The sequence below is a fragment of the Stenotrophomonas sp. AN71 genome, assembly GCF_050435725.1.
Taxonomy (GTDB): domain Bacteria; phylum Pseudomonadota; class Gammaproteobacteria; order Xanthomonadales; family Xanthomonadaceae; genus Stenotrophomonas.
Genome location: NZ_JBNDKU010000014.1, coordinates 22,164 through 36,683 on the forward strand (window position 1 = coordinate 22,164; position 14,520 = coordinate 36,683).

12 protein-coding genes are annotated in these 14,520 nt (G+C 65.9%); 4 read left to right on the forward strand and 8 right to left on the reverse strand.

The genetic code is table 11. The features are described 5' to 3' along the window. Nucleotides 1–15 precede the first annotated feature (15 nt). On the forward strand, nt 16–252 hold the full coding sequence (locus tag ABH900_RS18210) for a hypothetical protein (RefSeq protein ID WP_429624524.1): 237 nt from the start codon (nt 16–18) through the stop codon (nt 250–252). A gap of 88 nt (nt 253–340) precedes the next feature. Beyond that, complete coding sequence (locus ABH900_RS18215) at nt 341–1,561, forward strand: multifunctional CCA addition/repair protein (protein WP_429624525.1); 1,221 nt, start codon at nt 341–343, stop codon at nt 1,559–1,561. Between the two features lie 47 nt (nt 1,562–1,608). Here ABH900_RS18215 and ABH900_RS18220 read toward each other — a convergent pair whose 3' ends face one another. Together ABH900_RS18220 and ABH900_RS18225 are read right to left on the reverse strand one after the other, a co-directional pair. Further along, a complete protein-coding gene (locus ABH900_RS18220) occupies nt 1,609–1,803 on the reverse strand; it encodes a hypothetical protein (protein WP_429624526.1) in 195 nt (64 codons plus the stop codon). A gap of 72 nt (nt 1,804–1,875) precedes the next feature. Next, the gene (locus ABH900_RS18225; protein ID WP_429624527.1) at nt 1,876–2,310 is read right to left on the reverse strand and encodes an SseB family protein; all 435 of its coding nucleotides are present in this window, start codon (nt 2,308–2,310) and stop codon (nt 1,876–1,878) included. A 668-nt stretch (nt 2,311–2,978) separates the two neighbouring features. Here ABH900_RS18225 and ABH900_RS18230 point away from each other — a divergent pair. Together ABH900_RS18230 and ABH900_RS18235 are read left to right on the forward strand one after the other, a co-directional pair. Then, the gene (locus ABH900_RS18230) at nt 2,979–3,617 is read left to right on the forward strand and encodes a hypothetical protein (protein WP_429624528.1); all 639 of its coding nucleotides are present in this window, start codon (nt 2,979–2,981) and stop codon (nt 3,615–3,617) included. Further along, complete coding sequence (locus tag ABH900_RS18235) at nt 3,614–5,089, forward strand: XVIPCD domain-containing protein (protein ID WP_429624529.1); 1,476 nt, start codon at nt 3,614–3,616, stop codon at nt 5,087–5,089. The genes ABH900_RS18230 and ABH900_RS18235 overlap by 4 nt, the downstream gene beginning before the upstream one ends. Before the next feature lie 80 nt (nt 5,090–5,169). Here the strand turns inward: ABH900_RS18235 and ABH900_RS18240 are convergent, their stop codons facing one another. The 6 genes from ABH900_RS18240 to ABH900_RS18265 all read right to left on the reverse strand — a co-directional run bounded on the left by ABH900_RS18240 (nt 5,170) and on the right by ABH900_RS18265 (nt 14,513). Continuing rightward, nucleotides 5,170–5,505 (reverse strand): hypothetical protein, encoded by a 336-nt coding sequence (locus ABH900_RS18240; RefSeq protein WP_429624530.1) that lies wholly within the window; start codon nt 5,503–5,505, stop codon nt 5,170–5,172. Continuing rightward, nucleotides 5,502–6,545: a S41 family peptidase gene (locus tag ABH900_RS18245; protein WP_429624531.1), complete on the reverse strand. Its 1,044-nt coding sequence runs from the start codon at nt 6,543–6,545 to the stop codon at nt 5,502–5,504. Before ABH900_RS18245 ends, ABH900_RS18240 begins: the two co-directional genes overlap by 4 nt. Nucleotides 6,546–7,662: 1,117 nt before the next feature. Continuing rightward, nucleotides 7,663–11,025: an autotransporter domain-containing protein gene (locus ABH900_RS18250; protein WP_429624532.1), complete on the reverse strand. Its 3,363-nt coding sequence runs from the start codon at nt 11,023–11,025 to the stop codon at nt 7,663–7,665. Between the two features lie 244 nt (nt 11,026–11,269). Further along, nucleotides 11,270–12,337: an acyltransferase family protein gene (locus tag ABH900_RS18255; protein ID WP_429624533.1), complete on the reverse strand. Its 1,068-nt coding sequence runs from the start codon at nt 12,335–12,337 to the stop codon at nt 11,270–11,272. Beyond that, nucleotides 12,337–13,485, reverse strand: coding sequence for an N-acetylglucosamine-6-phosphate deacetylase (nagA, locus tag ABH900_RS18260; RefSeq protein WP_429624534.1), 1,149 nt, complete (start codon nt 13,483–13,485; stop codon nt 12,337–12,339). The genes ABH900_RS18255 and nagA overlap by 1 nt, the downstream gene beginning before the upstream one ends. Continuing rightward, nucleotides 13,485–14,513 carry an SIS domain-containing protein gene (locus tag ABH900_RS18265; RefSeq protein ID WP_429624535.1) on the reverse strand — a complete coding sequence of 343 codons (1,029 nt, stop codon included), beginning with the start codon at nt 14,511–14,513 and terminating at the stop codon, nt 13,485–13,487. The genes nagA and ABH900_RS18265 overlap by 1 nt, the downstream gene beginning before the upstream one ends. Nucleotides 14,514–14,520 lie beyond the last annotated feature (7 nt).

Here is a 14,520-nt window from a genome sequence, read left to right on the forward strand (position 1 = left end):
CTACCGGGGAAATCGATGAGCCTGCTGGCCTGGATCGGGATATTCGCCGCCTGGAGCCTGTTCGCCACCTGGGTACTGCGCTGGGGTGGCGCGGCCTGGATGGAAGGCTGGAAGTCGCTGGCCTTCGTCGACAGCTGGGGCAGCCTGTGGGATGAGGCGCAGATCAAGCTGTACTTCCTCTGCCTGTGGATCGTCTACGGCCTGTGGTTCTTGGCCGGCCTGTTCGTGCCGGCGTGGCGCGGCCTGCCGTGATTCCCGCACGGTAGCGCCGGGCCATGCCCGGCGAGCGCGCGGCGCGGCAACGCAGGCCCAATCGACGCCACCGTGCGATCATCCCTCCATGAAGATCTATCTTGTCGGCGGCGCCGTACGCGACCGCCTGCTGCAGCGCCCTGCCGGCGACCGCGACTGGGTGGTGGTCGGCGCCACGCCCGCGCAGATGGAAGCGCAGGGCTACACCGCCGTGGGCCGCGATTTCCCGGTGTTCCTGCATCCGGAAACCGGTGAGGAATACGCACTGGCGCGCACCGAGCGCAAATCCGGCCGCGGCTATCGCGGCTTCGTGGTCGACGCTGATCCGGCGGTGACGCTGGAAGACGACCTGCAACGCCGCGACTTCACCATCAACGCGATTGCCTGTGATGAAGACACCGGCACGCTGGTCGATCCCTATGCAGGTGTGCGCGACCTGGAACAGCGCGTGCTGCGCCACGTTGGCCCCGCCTTCGTCGAAGATCCGCTGCGTGTGCTGCGCGCGGCACGCTTCATGGCGCGCTTCGCGCCACTGGGCTTTACCGTCGCGCCAGAGACCATGGACCTGATGCGCGAGATCGCCGCCAGTGGCGAACTGGATGCACTGGTGCCGGAACGCGTCTGGCAGGAGCTGCGCAAGGTGCTGGTCAGTGCGCGGCCTTCAGCGTTCCTTCGCACGCTGCACGATGCGAATGCACTGGGCCCGATCCTGCCCGAGCTGGAAGCGCTGTACGGCGTGCCGCAGCGTGCCGAATTCCACCCGGAAGTCGATACCGGCATCCACCAGGAAATGGTCAGCGACATGGCAGCCAGACTGGCACCGGGTGATGACCTGGTCGGCTTCGCGGCGCTCACCCACGACCTCGGCAAGGGCCTGACGCCGCCGGAAGAATGGCCGCGCCACATCATGCACGAGCAGCGCGGCATCAAGCCGCTGAAGGCGCTGTGCGCGCGATTGAAGATTCCCACCGAGCACCAGCAGCTGGCCGAAGCGGTCTGCCGTGAACACTTGAACGTGCACCGCATCGACGAACTGCGCGATGCCACCGTGCTGGAACTGCTGGGCCGCTGCGATGCATTGCGCCGGCCGGAACGCGTGGCGCGCATCGCGCTGTGCTGCGAGGCCGACAAGCGCGGCCGGCTCGGCTTCGAGGACGCCGACTACCCGCAGGGCGAAACGCTCAAGCGCCTGCACCAGGCGGCGCTGTCAGTGCAGGCGCGGGATCTGGATACCACCCATCTGAAGGGCCCGGCCATCGGTGAGGCGCTGGCCAAGGCGCGGGTGAAGGCCATCGCCGCTGCCCGCTGAAGCATCTGGTAGTGCCGGCCGCTGGCCGGCACCTCCAGATCACCGGCCTAGCGACGTCGCTTGCGCGAGAAGCAGTCAACCGCGTGCGCGCCCAGCATGATGGGTTGCATCAAGAGGAACAGCCATCCGGCGAGCCGAAGCGTCTCCACCGGATTGAAGCGAGTGATGAAGAATGCGACCAGCAGGAATACGCCCAGAAGTCCAATCTCGTACACAAGCAGAGATCGATTAAAGAATCTCATCGCTTCTACCTGTCCTCAGCGCCTTTAGCAGCGAGGAGCGGGGAGGACGGCTCAATTCCTCCGCCATCAATCTCAGTGCGCCATGCCCCGGGTAATCGCCGCAGCCCGCTGCTTCAGCTGCGCCACGGCATCGGGAATCATCTCCATGCCCACGTCCAGGCCCGGGTTCAGCACCAGGCCGACGCCGTCGCCGATACCGGCCAGCAGCGCATGCACCGCGATCGGCATCGCGTGGGCGAACTGCGGCAACTGCTCGTGCCACAGGCCGGCGCGCTCGGGCGCGGTGAACACCGCGAACATCGGCTCGCCGCTCTCGCTGGTCAGCACCAGCGGGGAGATGCTCTCGTCCCAGGCGCCATCTTCACCGATGGCCTTGTCCAGCAGCACGAACGCCGTCGAGGTCAGCAGGCCGTCAAGGAACTGCGATGCGGTCAGCGTGCCGTCCTGGGCCTGCAGCAGGCTCACCTCGAGGTCGTTGAGGGGTTCGAACGGGGTGTCGTGGTCCATGGTCGGTTCCGGTACGTGATTGCAGGGCAGACTTTAACAGGCCTGGGGTGAGGCACGACAGCGCATTGGCAGGGACACGCGGGGCGTCGGCGACCGTTGTACCAAAGCGCCCAGCGCTCACCGGTCTGGATCCAGCCAAAGGGAATCGGGGCCGCGCGGAAATCTTGATGGCCTTGGGAGGAAAGCATGGCGGGCAGGATACGGCCGGCCGCTGATTCTGCGAACGCTGCTACCCCCTGAACCGTTCGACGAGGGAATTGTTAAGACCTGCTTCAATAGTTTGACGAAATCGTCAATGTGTCCGATTCGCTTGTGGGTGTGTGCCGGCGCCGCACCACTCAATCCTGGAAGAACGTTGAGGCTGGCATGACCAAGACCTTGGAGCACGGCTGGAGCGGGTCGTATAGTCGGATGACGCAGAGCAATGGAACGCCGATGAACGCTACCTCGCAAGACCCTGCGCCACAGGTACGCATGGATGAAGGCCAAGGGAACTGGCAGCACGAGGGGCGCAACTTGTCACATTTGCCCCGTAATGCGGAACATGGCGCCATCTTCCTCGGCCATCCCTCCTGTCCAGCCGATCGACGATCAGGGCAATCCTGCCGGTATGTTCACGCGCAGAGAACCATGCCCCGTGGTACCTCAATCAGCGACATGGACCACTCATGCTGAAACCCTTCCCCCCCCTCACTCCCGTTGCGTTGATCGCGTTGATCACACTGGCCGTTTCAGGATGCAACAAGGAACGCTCATACCCGGTCTATCGCGAGAATCCTGCACCCAAGGATGCGCTACCGATTGTCATTCGGGTCAATGATGCGCCTGTAGACGTCCCTGTTCCCAAGGTATTCGTCACGTATGAAATAGACCCGCTCTGTCTCCCGCCGATCAACAACTACGAGGGAGTGCAGTACGAACCGAACCAGCACAAGGTTGAGGTTCGAGCACAGCGCCTCAGTACTACTGAATTCAGCAGCACCCTTTTCAAGGACGGGATGGAAGTCGCCAACTACTACGGTCGTGGCCCGTGCACATGGACACCCGTTCTCGTGGAAGCTTCATTCGCCTTCATCATCGATGATCGCCCTATCCAAGCAACCGCATGGACCTCATTCAAAAAGCTTGAAACTGAAAAACTTTCTACCACCTACGTAGATCGCGCCTTACGCCCCATGACTTCAGGGGGATCGCCAGAGTGGACGCCTACCGAGCCTTCGGCTTGGTACGAGAAGATGTCTCAAGATAAACGAAAGGAGTACTTCCCAATCGAAGTCTCCACACGGACTGAAGGAACAGCCCAATGAATCCTGGTGCAAACGCAGCCCTCTCGAATCATGTATACAAGGATCCGCTCCCGGAACCCAAGGCGATTGTTACCATTGCCGGGACGGAATATCGTGTATTGGCCAGCCTGAACTCCGCCACCGGCTACCAAGGCGTCATCTACCAGAACCTCGAATCCAGAGGAGTAATCGTCGCCCATCGCGGCACCGAGTTTGATCGCCAGCCTCTGATTGATGGCGGCATCGACGCGGCGATGGTCACCGCCAGAATCAATGTGCAGATTGATGATGCCCTCGCGCTGACCAGGCAGGCAATCGAGCTGGCTGAAGCAAACGGATATGGCCAAATATCCGTCACCGGCCACTCCCTGGGCGGCGCGCTCGCACAGATCACCGCGCACCACTACAACCTCCCTGGCGACGCCTTCAATCCCTACGGCGCCGCCGGATTGGCGTACCGCATGCCAGAAGGCCAGCCGGCCAATGCGGCGACCTTCACCAACCATGTAATGGCGGGTGACCTGGTCAGCGCCGGTGGCCCGCACTACGGCAAGGTCGAGATGTACGCGCTGCCCAAGGAACTGGAGGTTCTGCGCAACGCTGAGCAGGGCCAGCGCCTCGCCTCGCTCGGATCGCTAGGGATGAAGAGCGGGCATGTCATGTCCGCTACGGTGGCCGCACAGTTGGGGGACTCCCATCGATTGGTTCATTTCCTGGACCGCGTGACCGACACGGGTCCGGTGTTGTCTGTACTGGACGACACCAAGGCCCGGATCACAGATCCTGGGGACCTACGCCGGATTGCAGATTTCCGCAGTGATATTCATCAGCTGCGCGTGGGGGCGACTGTGCTTGTCGGTGGCGGCCCTGGACTCCTGCGCGACGGGGTCAATTACCTTCGTGGCACCGAGGGAGCCGGAGCGTACGCCCGTCGCGAAGCCGAAGCCGTGCAGCGCGCAGAAAGTGCATTGAAGCCTGGGGAGCGTTTGGTCCATGAGACAACCGAAAAGGGCTCGCCCTCTCTGAGCAACCCAGGCTTTGCTCCCAAGAGCCCATTGCAGGAAAGCATCGAATCAACTTTGGACAAGGCAGGCCTGGATCCCCGAACGGAAGGCCACCCCGACCATGCGCTCTACCGGCAGATTCGCGACGGTGTATCGGCCGTGGATGCCAAGCACGGGCGCAGCTTCGATGAAACCAGCGAGCGGATGACGGCCAGCCTGCTTGCAACGGCCAAGCGCAGCGGCCTGGAACGCGTCGATCATGTTGTCTTGGGCAATCCTCCCAGCGATGGTTCAGGCCCTCGCATGTTCGTCGTGCAGGGAGCGCTCGACAATCCGGCACACCTGCGGGCGTCGATCGCGGTCAGCGAGGCCGTCAATACACCCGTAGAGCAGTCGCTCGCCAAGGCCGAGCAGATTTCGCAGGCACAGCAGGTCGCCCAGCACGAGCAAACCCAAGAGCAGATTCGAACCGCGATGCGCATGGGCTAGGCCAGCGTGATTGCTTGGCCCTACTTGAGGCTGGCGCCCGTTGGAACGACCTGCTGAGGCCATGTCGGCCCGCCCTCTCCCTAGGAGGCATACAGGTGCCGCCACATCCATCCGGCCACCGCCAACCCGGCCACCCCCACCAGCATCAACGGCAGGCCGAAGCGGTGCCGCCACGGGATCGGTACCCCGCCCAGCTGCTGGTCCATGGTCTCGGTATCCAGCACCCAGCCGTGCTCGCACCGGGTACAGGCCAGTTCGTAGCGGCGCTGGTAGGTGAACCCGAACAGCAGGTCGATGCGCGCCATCTTGTAGCGCAGCTGCGGGGCGAACTCGGTTTCCGTCTGGCAGCGCAGGCAGTGGTGCGCTTCGGTGGGGCCGACGATCAGCACCCGTTCCTGTTGGCCGATCAGGATCATGTCCGGTTGCCCTGGCAGGCGGGCTGGGCCAGCAGCCAGGCTTGGGCGGCGGCCACAGTGGCGGCATCACCCTCGACGCGCTGGTCAGGTTCGATCTTCAAGCCATCGCCACGCTCATTGCGGTCCCGCATCACGCTGGTGGTCAGCAGCAGGCGACTGCCATCGGCAAGGGTGTGCACGACATTGCCGGTGGAGAGACCCGCGGTCGGCCGGCCGAAACTCCGCGCCTGCGGGCGGCCACGCCACGCCAGCACCGAGGCCTCGCCCGAACTGCCGGTGCGGTGCCCGAACAGCACCGCCACCGGCGCGCCAGGCTGGCGCAGCACATAGCCGGACTGGCCGAAGTCCAGCAGCGGCTTGCCCGCCAGCTGCACGGCGGTCGCCGTCAACGTCCAGCGCTGCGGTCCTTGCGCGGTTTCGAACGAGCCGACGTCCTCGTTGTTCAGCACCGAGGTGCGCAGCAGCGGTGCCATGCCCAGCAGCATCGGCCACATGGTGCCGCCGCCGTTGTCACGCAGGTCGACGATCCAGCCACAGCGCGCGCCGTCGTCCTTGCTGCGGATCACCTGTTGCCACCGCGCAGCACGCTGGATGTCCTGGCGGAATTTCTCCTGCGGCGTCGCGCCCGGCGTGGAGGCATAGCCCTCGATGACCACCCAGCCGATGCGCGCATCCACCGCATCAGCGGCCTTGGCCCGGTCCACGGCGGCGGCACCGGCCTGCTGCGTACGCGCGAGGGATTCGCGCTGACGCTGGGTCGTGGTCCACGCACCATGGTGGCCGGTGCTGAGCGCAATGGCTTCGCGCAGAACGGCCAGCCGTTGCGCGGGGTCACCCTGCGCCGATTGCAGGCGTACGCGGGTGGCGGGCCAGTCCACCCGATCGCGATACAGCGCCTGGCGTTCAAGCAGATTGAGGATCTCGGCCTGGGCCTCCGGCGAGGGCACCTCGACCGCGCTTGGGGTATCGGCCATGGCGCCGGTCGCCAGCAACACGAACATCAGCGCGCCGATGCGACGCACTCCCTTGCGAACCTGCATGCGACGCTTCCTTGCCGTTGAATCAGGGCCGCAGCATAACCGGGGCATGATCGCTTGCGCCACGCGCGAACTGTCGTATCCGGCCCGGTCGCGGGTTGCAGCAACGCGGCTTGCTTGCGGTCACCACATTGCAACTTTACCCATGTCATCGCGGCGTACAAGGCGCGAAGGTGACCTCCGTCGGCGCTTCCTGCGCCGACCGGGATTGGCGTCCTGAATGAAGCTACCTAAAGGCGGGCTTGCGGCCATGTCGCGGGCTCGAATACTGCACCGTCTGTCGTTCTGCGGCGGGCGGTGCGTGGGGATCCTCCCGATCCGCCGGCTTCGTTTCCTTTGGGTAGCTTCACCGGCACGCCAACCCGCACCGCCCGCCACCTTGCGCTTCGCAGGTGGCCTTGCCTCGTGAGGTTGCCGCCATGAACACGCCCTACCCCACCTATCCACGCCTGCAGGCACTGCTCGGTGCTGCACTGCCCGGCCTGCAGCTGCCCAGGACCGCAGCCGAAGCGTTGGAAGGTGCGCTCACCGAAGCCCATGAACACGCTCCGCCATCGGCGTTCTTCGCGGCGTTGCGTGGTATTGCGAATAGCCACGCAGCCGACGGCCAGGCTGGCGCGAGCGGCAGCTCAGCGAGGCGCGCGGTCGGGAGTTGGCCGAGGCGACGCGCTGTATGGCGGCGGTGTCTGCGTGTGGGGGTGTGCTGTTGGCGGCGCAGTCCGCGCGCGAGATGGATGACGCGCAGGCACAGTGTCCGCCGCAGGTGGAGGAAGGATTGCTGCATGCGGTGGTAGTGTTGGCCGATCATGCCGGGGCGTTGGTGGAGCCGGAAGCGTGCGCGCCGTTGTTGTAGAGCCGAGCCTACGCTCGGCTGCGCGGAGGTCGTGGCGTCGGTGGGATCTGTGCCGACCAAGGTCGGCACCTACCAGAGCAGGGTCATGGCATCGGTGGGAGTTGTGCCGACCAAGGTCGGCACCTACCAGGGCGAGGGTCATGGCATCGGTGGGATCTGTGCCGACCAAGGTCGGCACCTACCCGAGCAAGGTCATGGCGTCGGTGGGAGTCGTGCCGACCAAGGTCGGCACCCACCAGAGCAGGGCCCAACCGGAGCGAAACGGCGCTACCAGTCCGCGCGCAGGCCGATGTTGCCTTCGATGATGCGGCGCTTCTCGTTGCGGTCGCCACCCAGCTCACGCGTGTAATCGGCGACGGCATAGGCACTGATGGTGCGGTTGAAGCGCCCAACCACGCCGATGCCCGCCTCCAGCGCGCGCGAGCGCTGCGTGCTGACGATCGCTTCGTCGTCGAAGCGGACGCCGTCCTCACCGGAACGGCCGTGCCAGTAGTTCAGCTTGAAGTACGGCTGCCAGCCGTTGTCGGCCAGTTGGAAATCACCGGCCAGGCGCAGGCCGATGCGGCCGGTCCAGGCGTTGTCGCTGTCAAAGCGCTCGCTCGACACCAGATCGCGTCGGTCATCGAGCGAGATGCGCTGCCAGATCACCTGCGCCTGCGGCTCCAGCCACCAGGCGGACTGGCCGAACCGCAGCAGCGGTTTGCCGGCCTCCAGCGAAAGCGTCGTGCCATCGCCCTTGATGCCGAAACCCAGCCCGCGCGAGGAACGCACACGGCCGTCGTAGCGGCTCTGCATGGCCACCGCATCGAGATAGCCCCCCTCGCTACCGGTGAGCGTCCAGTACAGGCCCACGTGCTTGTCATCCAGGCGGCTCTGGCCAACCTCCACGTTGTCCCAGCCCAGCGCCAGACCGGTGCTCTTGCCCTGTGCACGGGTACGGCCGACGAACACGCCCAGCTGATTGCGGTGGTGGCCGCTGTCCATGGCCCACACATCCAGACCCGCCTGCACGCCCATCACGTCGCCATCGAAACCCGATCGTGCATCGCCCTTCCAATGGATCTCGCTGCTCTGCCCGACCAGCCGGCCCCACGCAGTGCGCAATGCGCCCTGGCTGTACAGCAGACGCTGCTCACCCTGGCGTTCGTGGAAGGTACCCAGGCTCGCCCGCGAAGCCTCGCGCAGCATCGGCAGCACGCCGCTGTAGAGCGCGGTCTCCACCCGGTACAGCGGCACCACGCCGTCATCATCCGGCTCGGCCGGTTCGGCATCGGGTGTCGGCGGTGGCGTACCGGTCCCTGGCAGGCCACTATCGTCGGACGGGGTGGGCGTGGACGTGTCCGGGGTGGGAGTCACCACCTGGTTGGCGCGCAGGTACCAGTTGTGCCCGGTACCGGGGCTGACACCGCCCTTGAACAGGAAATACTCATGGGAACCGGCGGACACCGGCGCATACAGGCCGAACGCACCGGCCGTGGACGTCGCACCGTTCACTGCCTGCACCACCATCACCCCGTCCACCATGTTCGCTGCACCCGGCCCGCCCACGTTGGTCACCTTCAACGCACTGCGGCCGCTGGCCGTGCCACCGTCAACCACCAACCGGTCCGAGGGCGCGCCATCGCCGGCAAGATAGGCATTGAGGGCGATGGTTGCGTTCTGGCCCACGTAGTTGCCCGCTACCGTGATCGTGTTGCCGATGCCCGTGCCAGCAAGCTGCAGCAGGCCGGCATTGGCCAGGTTGCCGTTGATCCTGAAGATGCCGGTGTTGCCAGCGGCCAGGCCCGGCGCGGCATTGGCCGCCGCGATCGTGCCGGCATTGCTGACGTTGCCGGTGACGCTGCCGTAGCCGCCCAGTGTGGCTCCGGCGGCGACCTGCACCGGGCCGCCGCCGCTCAGCGAAGCCGCCGCGCTGCTGCTGCTGCCGAGGATCAGTGTTCCGGCGGCGATGTCGGTACCGCCCGCATGGCGGTTGACGCCATTGAGCGTAAGCGTGCCGCTGCCGAGCTTGGTCATGGCCCCCACACCGCTGATGCCCTGGCTGAGGGTTGAATTGAAGCCCTGGGTATCAATGGCACCGTTGTTGGCGGTGACCGATACCGCGCGCGCTGCATCAAGATTGAATGCGCTGCCCAACTGCAACGTGCCGCCGTTGAACACCAGCGGGCCTGAGGCAGCGCCCAGCGCCGTATCTGCTGCCACCGACAGGACACCCTGGCTGAGGGTGGTACCACCGGCATAGGTGTTGCCCGATGCCGGCGCCAACGTCAGCGTGCCGGCGCCGGCTTTCTCGACCGCGCCGCTGCCGCTGAGCGTGCCGGTATAGGTACCCGCACTGTCCTGCTTGAAACGGACCAGGCCGTTGTCGTCGACCGACAACGGCAGGTTCCCGGCGTTCGCCTGCAGGGTCGCGCCGGCATCGACCGTGGCCATCACCGACGCGGTGCTGATGCCCAGCGTACCGGTCAGATCCAACGTGCCGCTCTGCACCCGCGCGGTATCGAAGCTACCGGTTCCGGCCCAGGTCCAGGCATCTCCCGCCATGGTCAGGCTCTGGAAGCCGTTGAAGGCATTGGAAGCCGTACCGGTGCCCTGCAACGTCACCGTGTTGATGCCGTTGCCGCCATTGGCGGCGCCGACAATCTCCGAACCGGTCTGCAGCACCAGCGTCACGTTGCCGTTGCCACCCTGGATGGCGGTGCCGCTACCCCCCTGGATCAGGCCGGCATTGGTGATGGTGGTGGCGCCATTGGTCGAGCGCACACCGATGCCATTGCTGCTGATGATGCGGCCACCGGCGAGGTTGGTGATCGTGGCGGTGAACGCCCGTCCCAGGGTATTGGAAACCACCGCGTCGGCACTGCCGCTGCTATTGGTCGGACCGGTGGCCAGAACGGTACCGCTGTTGGTCAACGTGTTGTTGTTGCCCTGCATGTACACGGCCGGTGCATTGCGGCCGTTGCTGTTGAGCGTGCCGCTGTTGTCGATCGTGCCATTGCCGCCCAGCAGCGAGGCCGCCCGAGCATTGTTGCCCGACGTAGTGACGGTGCCGGTATTGATGATCGTATTGTTGGCGGCACCACTGTTGCTCTGCCCCCACGCGGCGGTCATGCCGTAGGAATTGTTGCCGGTGGTCGTGATGCTGCCATTGTTGACCAACACGTTGCCATTGCCGTTGGCGGCGATGCCGTCGTTGTAGGCGCCCGTGGTGGAGATCACGCCGTTGCCAGTGTTGGTGAGGGTGTTACCAGTGTTCATCCCTAGCAGCATCGCACCACGGTTGGCGACGCCGCTGCCATTGCCGCTCATCGACAGGCTGCCGCTGTTGCTGATGGTGCTCGCACTGTCCACCGAGTACGGGGTCGGGTCGGTACCCAGCACGAAACTTCCGTTGGCCGTTGCATCAAGACTGATCGAGACATTGGTGCTGCCTGCGGCCGCCACCACGGCGGGCACGCCATCACCGGAACAGGTCACCGCCGTATTGCTGGCTGGCGACGTGGACGAACAACTGCCAGCAGCGGCCGCGGAGGGCCCCCACAGTGCCAGCAGCGGGCCAGCCGCCAGGGCCTGCAACAGGGAGACCGTCAGACGGCGAAGGCGTAGCGCAGGGGGGACAGCACGGGACATACAGCACTCCTGGGCAGGGCAGCAGGAATCGCGGATGTTTCAACCGGTGGATTTATGCGCTCGTGGTCGCGTTTCGAATGTGAAACCAGGCGGTCATCACGTGGGCGCCACATGACTGAAATCGTTCAGCGCAGCGCGAAGAGCATCCACGCATGGCCTGGATCTACCGATCCTGCACCGCCGGTCGATTCGCGTACGGCTTGCGTAGATCCACGCCATGCGTGGATGCGGTTCGCTGGCGGGGTCAGATCTTCAGGTAGATCTTCCGCCGGTCCAGCCACCACGCCACGCCCCACCACAGCGCAACGAACGCCAGCGCCTGCAGCATCGATGCCAGCTCCAGTGCCTCCGGCATGGCCGCCGCAAGCTGCTGCCAGATCCAGCCCCATGCGCCGCTGGCCATCAGCACCACCGACATCACCGATGCCCCCAGATAGGCGGTGATCGCGTTGACCCCGAAGCGCCTGCCCAGCGCCGGCCAGCCCTTCTGGTCGATCAACAGATGACCCAGCCACAATGCAAGCGCCGCAAGACCGCCCGTCCACAGCACGTAACTGGGTGTCCACAGCTGCTTGTTCAACGGCAGCACGATGGCCAGCAGCAGACCCAGCACGGCGGTCACCGCCCCCAGCCCGGCCAACGCGGCCGAGCGCCCGTTGCGCAGAAGCCCACCGGCCAGCAGGCCCAGTACGGTGCTGGCCAGCGCGCCCAGCATGCTCAGCAATCCTTCCGGGTCATGTCCAAGCCCGGTATCGGCATGCCACTGGTAGATCCACGGTGCGAACAGCGTGGTATCCAGACGGCTGGCCGGGTTGGTCCACGGCGCCAGATCACCAGTGCCGAGCAGCAGCACGGTGTACCCCACCAGCAGCGTGACCAGTACGCCGGCCTGCACGCGCGGCCGTGCATGCACCGCCAGCACGCCCACCAGCGCCGCACACACCGCGATCCGTTGCAGCACACCCCAGATGCGGAAGTGGTGTGTATGCAACGCCCACCAGATCAGCAGATGCAGCAGCGCACCGGCCACCAGGATGCGCAGCGCGCGCTCCAGCACGCCACGTGCCAGCGCGGGTCTCGCCGCCACGTCCAGCGCGCGCGGTGCGACGCTGAAGGCCATCGACACGCCCACCAGGAACAGGAAGAACGGGAACACCAGGTCTGTGGGCGTGCATCCGTTCCACTCCGAGTGGCGCAGCGGTGCGAACACTGCGCTCCAGTCGCCCGGATTGTTGACCAGCAGCATCGCCGCCACGGTGATGCCGCGCAGGGCATCGATCGAGCCCAGCCGGCGTGGCGGCGTAGCGTTCATCAGGCGGCCTCGTACTGTCCGGCAATCCAGGTGCCACGCACCTGCAGCGCATCGTCCAGCAGCACCAGGTCAGCCTGGTAGCCCTCGGCGATGTGGCCCAGGCGGTCATCGACGTTGAGGAACTGGGCCGGGTAGGTCGAGGCCATGCGTGCCGCTTCGGCCAGTGGTTGGCCGAGCAGCTGCACGGTGTTGCGCACCGCGGTAGCCATGTCCAGCGCCGAGCCGGCCAGCGAACCGGCGGCATTGCGCACCACGCCATCGATGGCGGTGATCGTTTCGCCATACAGCACGTAGCTCGGATCGTCGGCACCGACCGGCGGCATCGCGTCGGTGACCAGCAGCAGGCGGCCGCGCGGTTTTGCCGCCAGCGCCACGCGCAGACTGGCCGGATGCACGTGCACGCCATCGACGATGATGCCGATCCAGCTGTCGCGGTCTTCCAGCGCGGCGCCCACCGCACCGGGCTCGCGGCCCTGCAGCGGCGACATCGCGTTGTACAGATGGGTGAAGCCGCGCACGCCGGCATCCAGACCCGCACGGATCTCCTCGTAGGTGCCTGCAGTGTGACCGGCAGCAATGATCACGCCGCGCTCGACCAGCGCGCGGATGGTCTCCAGCGGCACGCGTTCCGGCGCCAGCGTCAGCAGCGTCACACCGTTGTCCAGCGACGCAGCCAGCGCGATCTCTTCTTCATCCGGCACGCGGAACTTGCTGGCATCGTGGGTGCCCTTGCGTGCCGGTGCGATGTACGGGCCTTCCAGGTGGATGCCGATCACGCCCGGCACACCCTGCACGATCGCTTCGCGCAGCGCTGCGATCGCTTCGCGCATTACTGCCACGTCATCACTGATCAGGGTGGGCAGCATCGCGGTGGTGCCGAAGCGGCGGTGCGCCTGCGCGATGGTGCGCAGCGCGGCCACGTCCGGCGTGTTGTTGAACAGCGCACCGCCGCCGCCATTGACCTGGACGTCGATGAAGCCGGGCAGCAGCCAGCCTCCGCCAAGATCGACCTGCTCGGCGGCGTGGCCCAGCTGCGGCGCAGCGTCGGGCAGCAGCGCACTGATGTGACCGTCCTCGATCAGCACGGCGAGATCATCGCGGAAGTCGTCGCCCACGAGGATGCGGGCATTGCGCAGCACGGTTGCCATTACACGGTCTCCGTGACCTTGTTCAGGTGCGGCGGCAGATCCGGGTTGAAGCCACGGCGCAGGGCCAGCGCGTTGATCGCGCGGTAGAAGCTCTGCACGGTCAGCAGCGGTGCGCACAGCGGATGCGGCGCGACTGCTACCGGCAGGTTACCGCCGGCACCGGCCATCCATACCTGCGCACCGCGCGCGGTGAACTCATCGACCACCGCGCGGGTGCCGGCGCCGGTCTCGTCGGGCTGGGCGAAGGCCAGCACCGGGAAACCACGATCGACCAGCGCCATCGGGCCATGCTTCACTTCGGCCGAGCTGTAGGCTTCGGCGTGCAGGCTGCAGGTTTCCTTGAACTTCAGCGCCGCTTCCTGCGCCGCGCCCAGGCCCAGCCCACGGCCCAGCACGAACAGATTGGTGGCGTCGACCAGGCCGTCGGTCACCGAGCTCCAATCGCACTGCCAGGCCTCACGCATCGCGTCCGGCAACAGATCCAGTGCAGCGCGCAGGCTGCTGTCCTGCTTCCAGTACGCGGCCAACTGCAGCAGTGCGGCCAGCGAGGCCAGGTAGCTCTTGGTCGCTGCCACACTCTTCTCGGCGCCGGCATGCAGCGGAATGACCGTGTCGGCCAGCTGCGCCAGCGGCGAATCCTCGACGTTGACCAGTGCGATCACGCGTGCACCAGCGGCCTTGGCGGCCTCGGCGTTGCGCAGCAGATCCGGACTCTTGCCCGACTGCGAAATGACGATGAACAACGCGCCGCGCAACTGCAGCGGTGCGGCATAGACCGAGCCCACCGACGGCGACGCCGAAGCAACCACCAGGCCCAGCTGGGTTTCCAGCAGGTATTTGCCATAGGTGGCGGCATGGTCGGAGCTGCCGCGTGCGCAGGTGACCACGAACGGCGGTGGTGCGGCGCGCAGGCTGGCGGCCAGGGTTTCCATCGTGGCGTGGTTGCGCGAGAACTGGCGGGCGACCACGTCGGCCGCTTCAGCGGCCTCGGCGAACATCAGGGTAGCGGTGGGGTCTGACAGCGACATGGCAGGC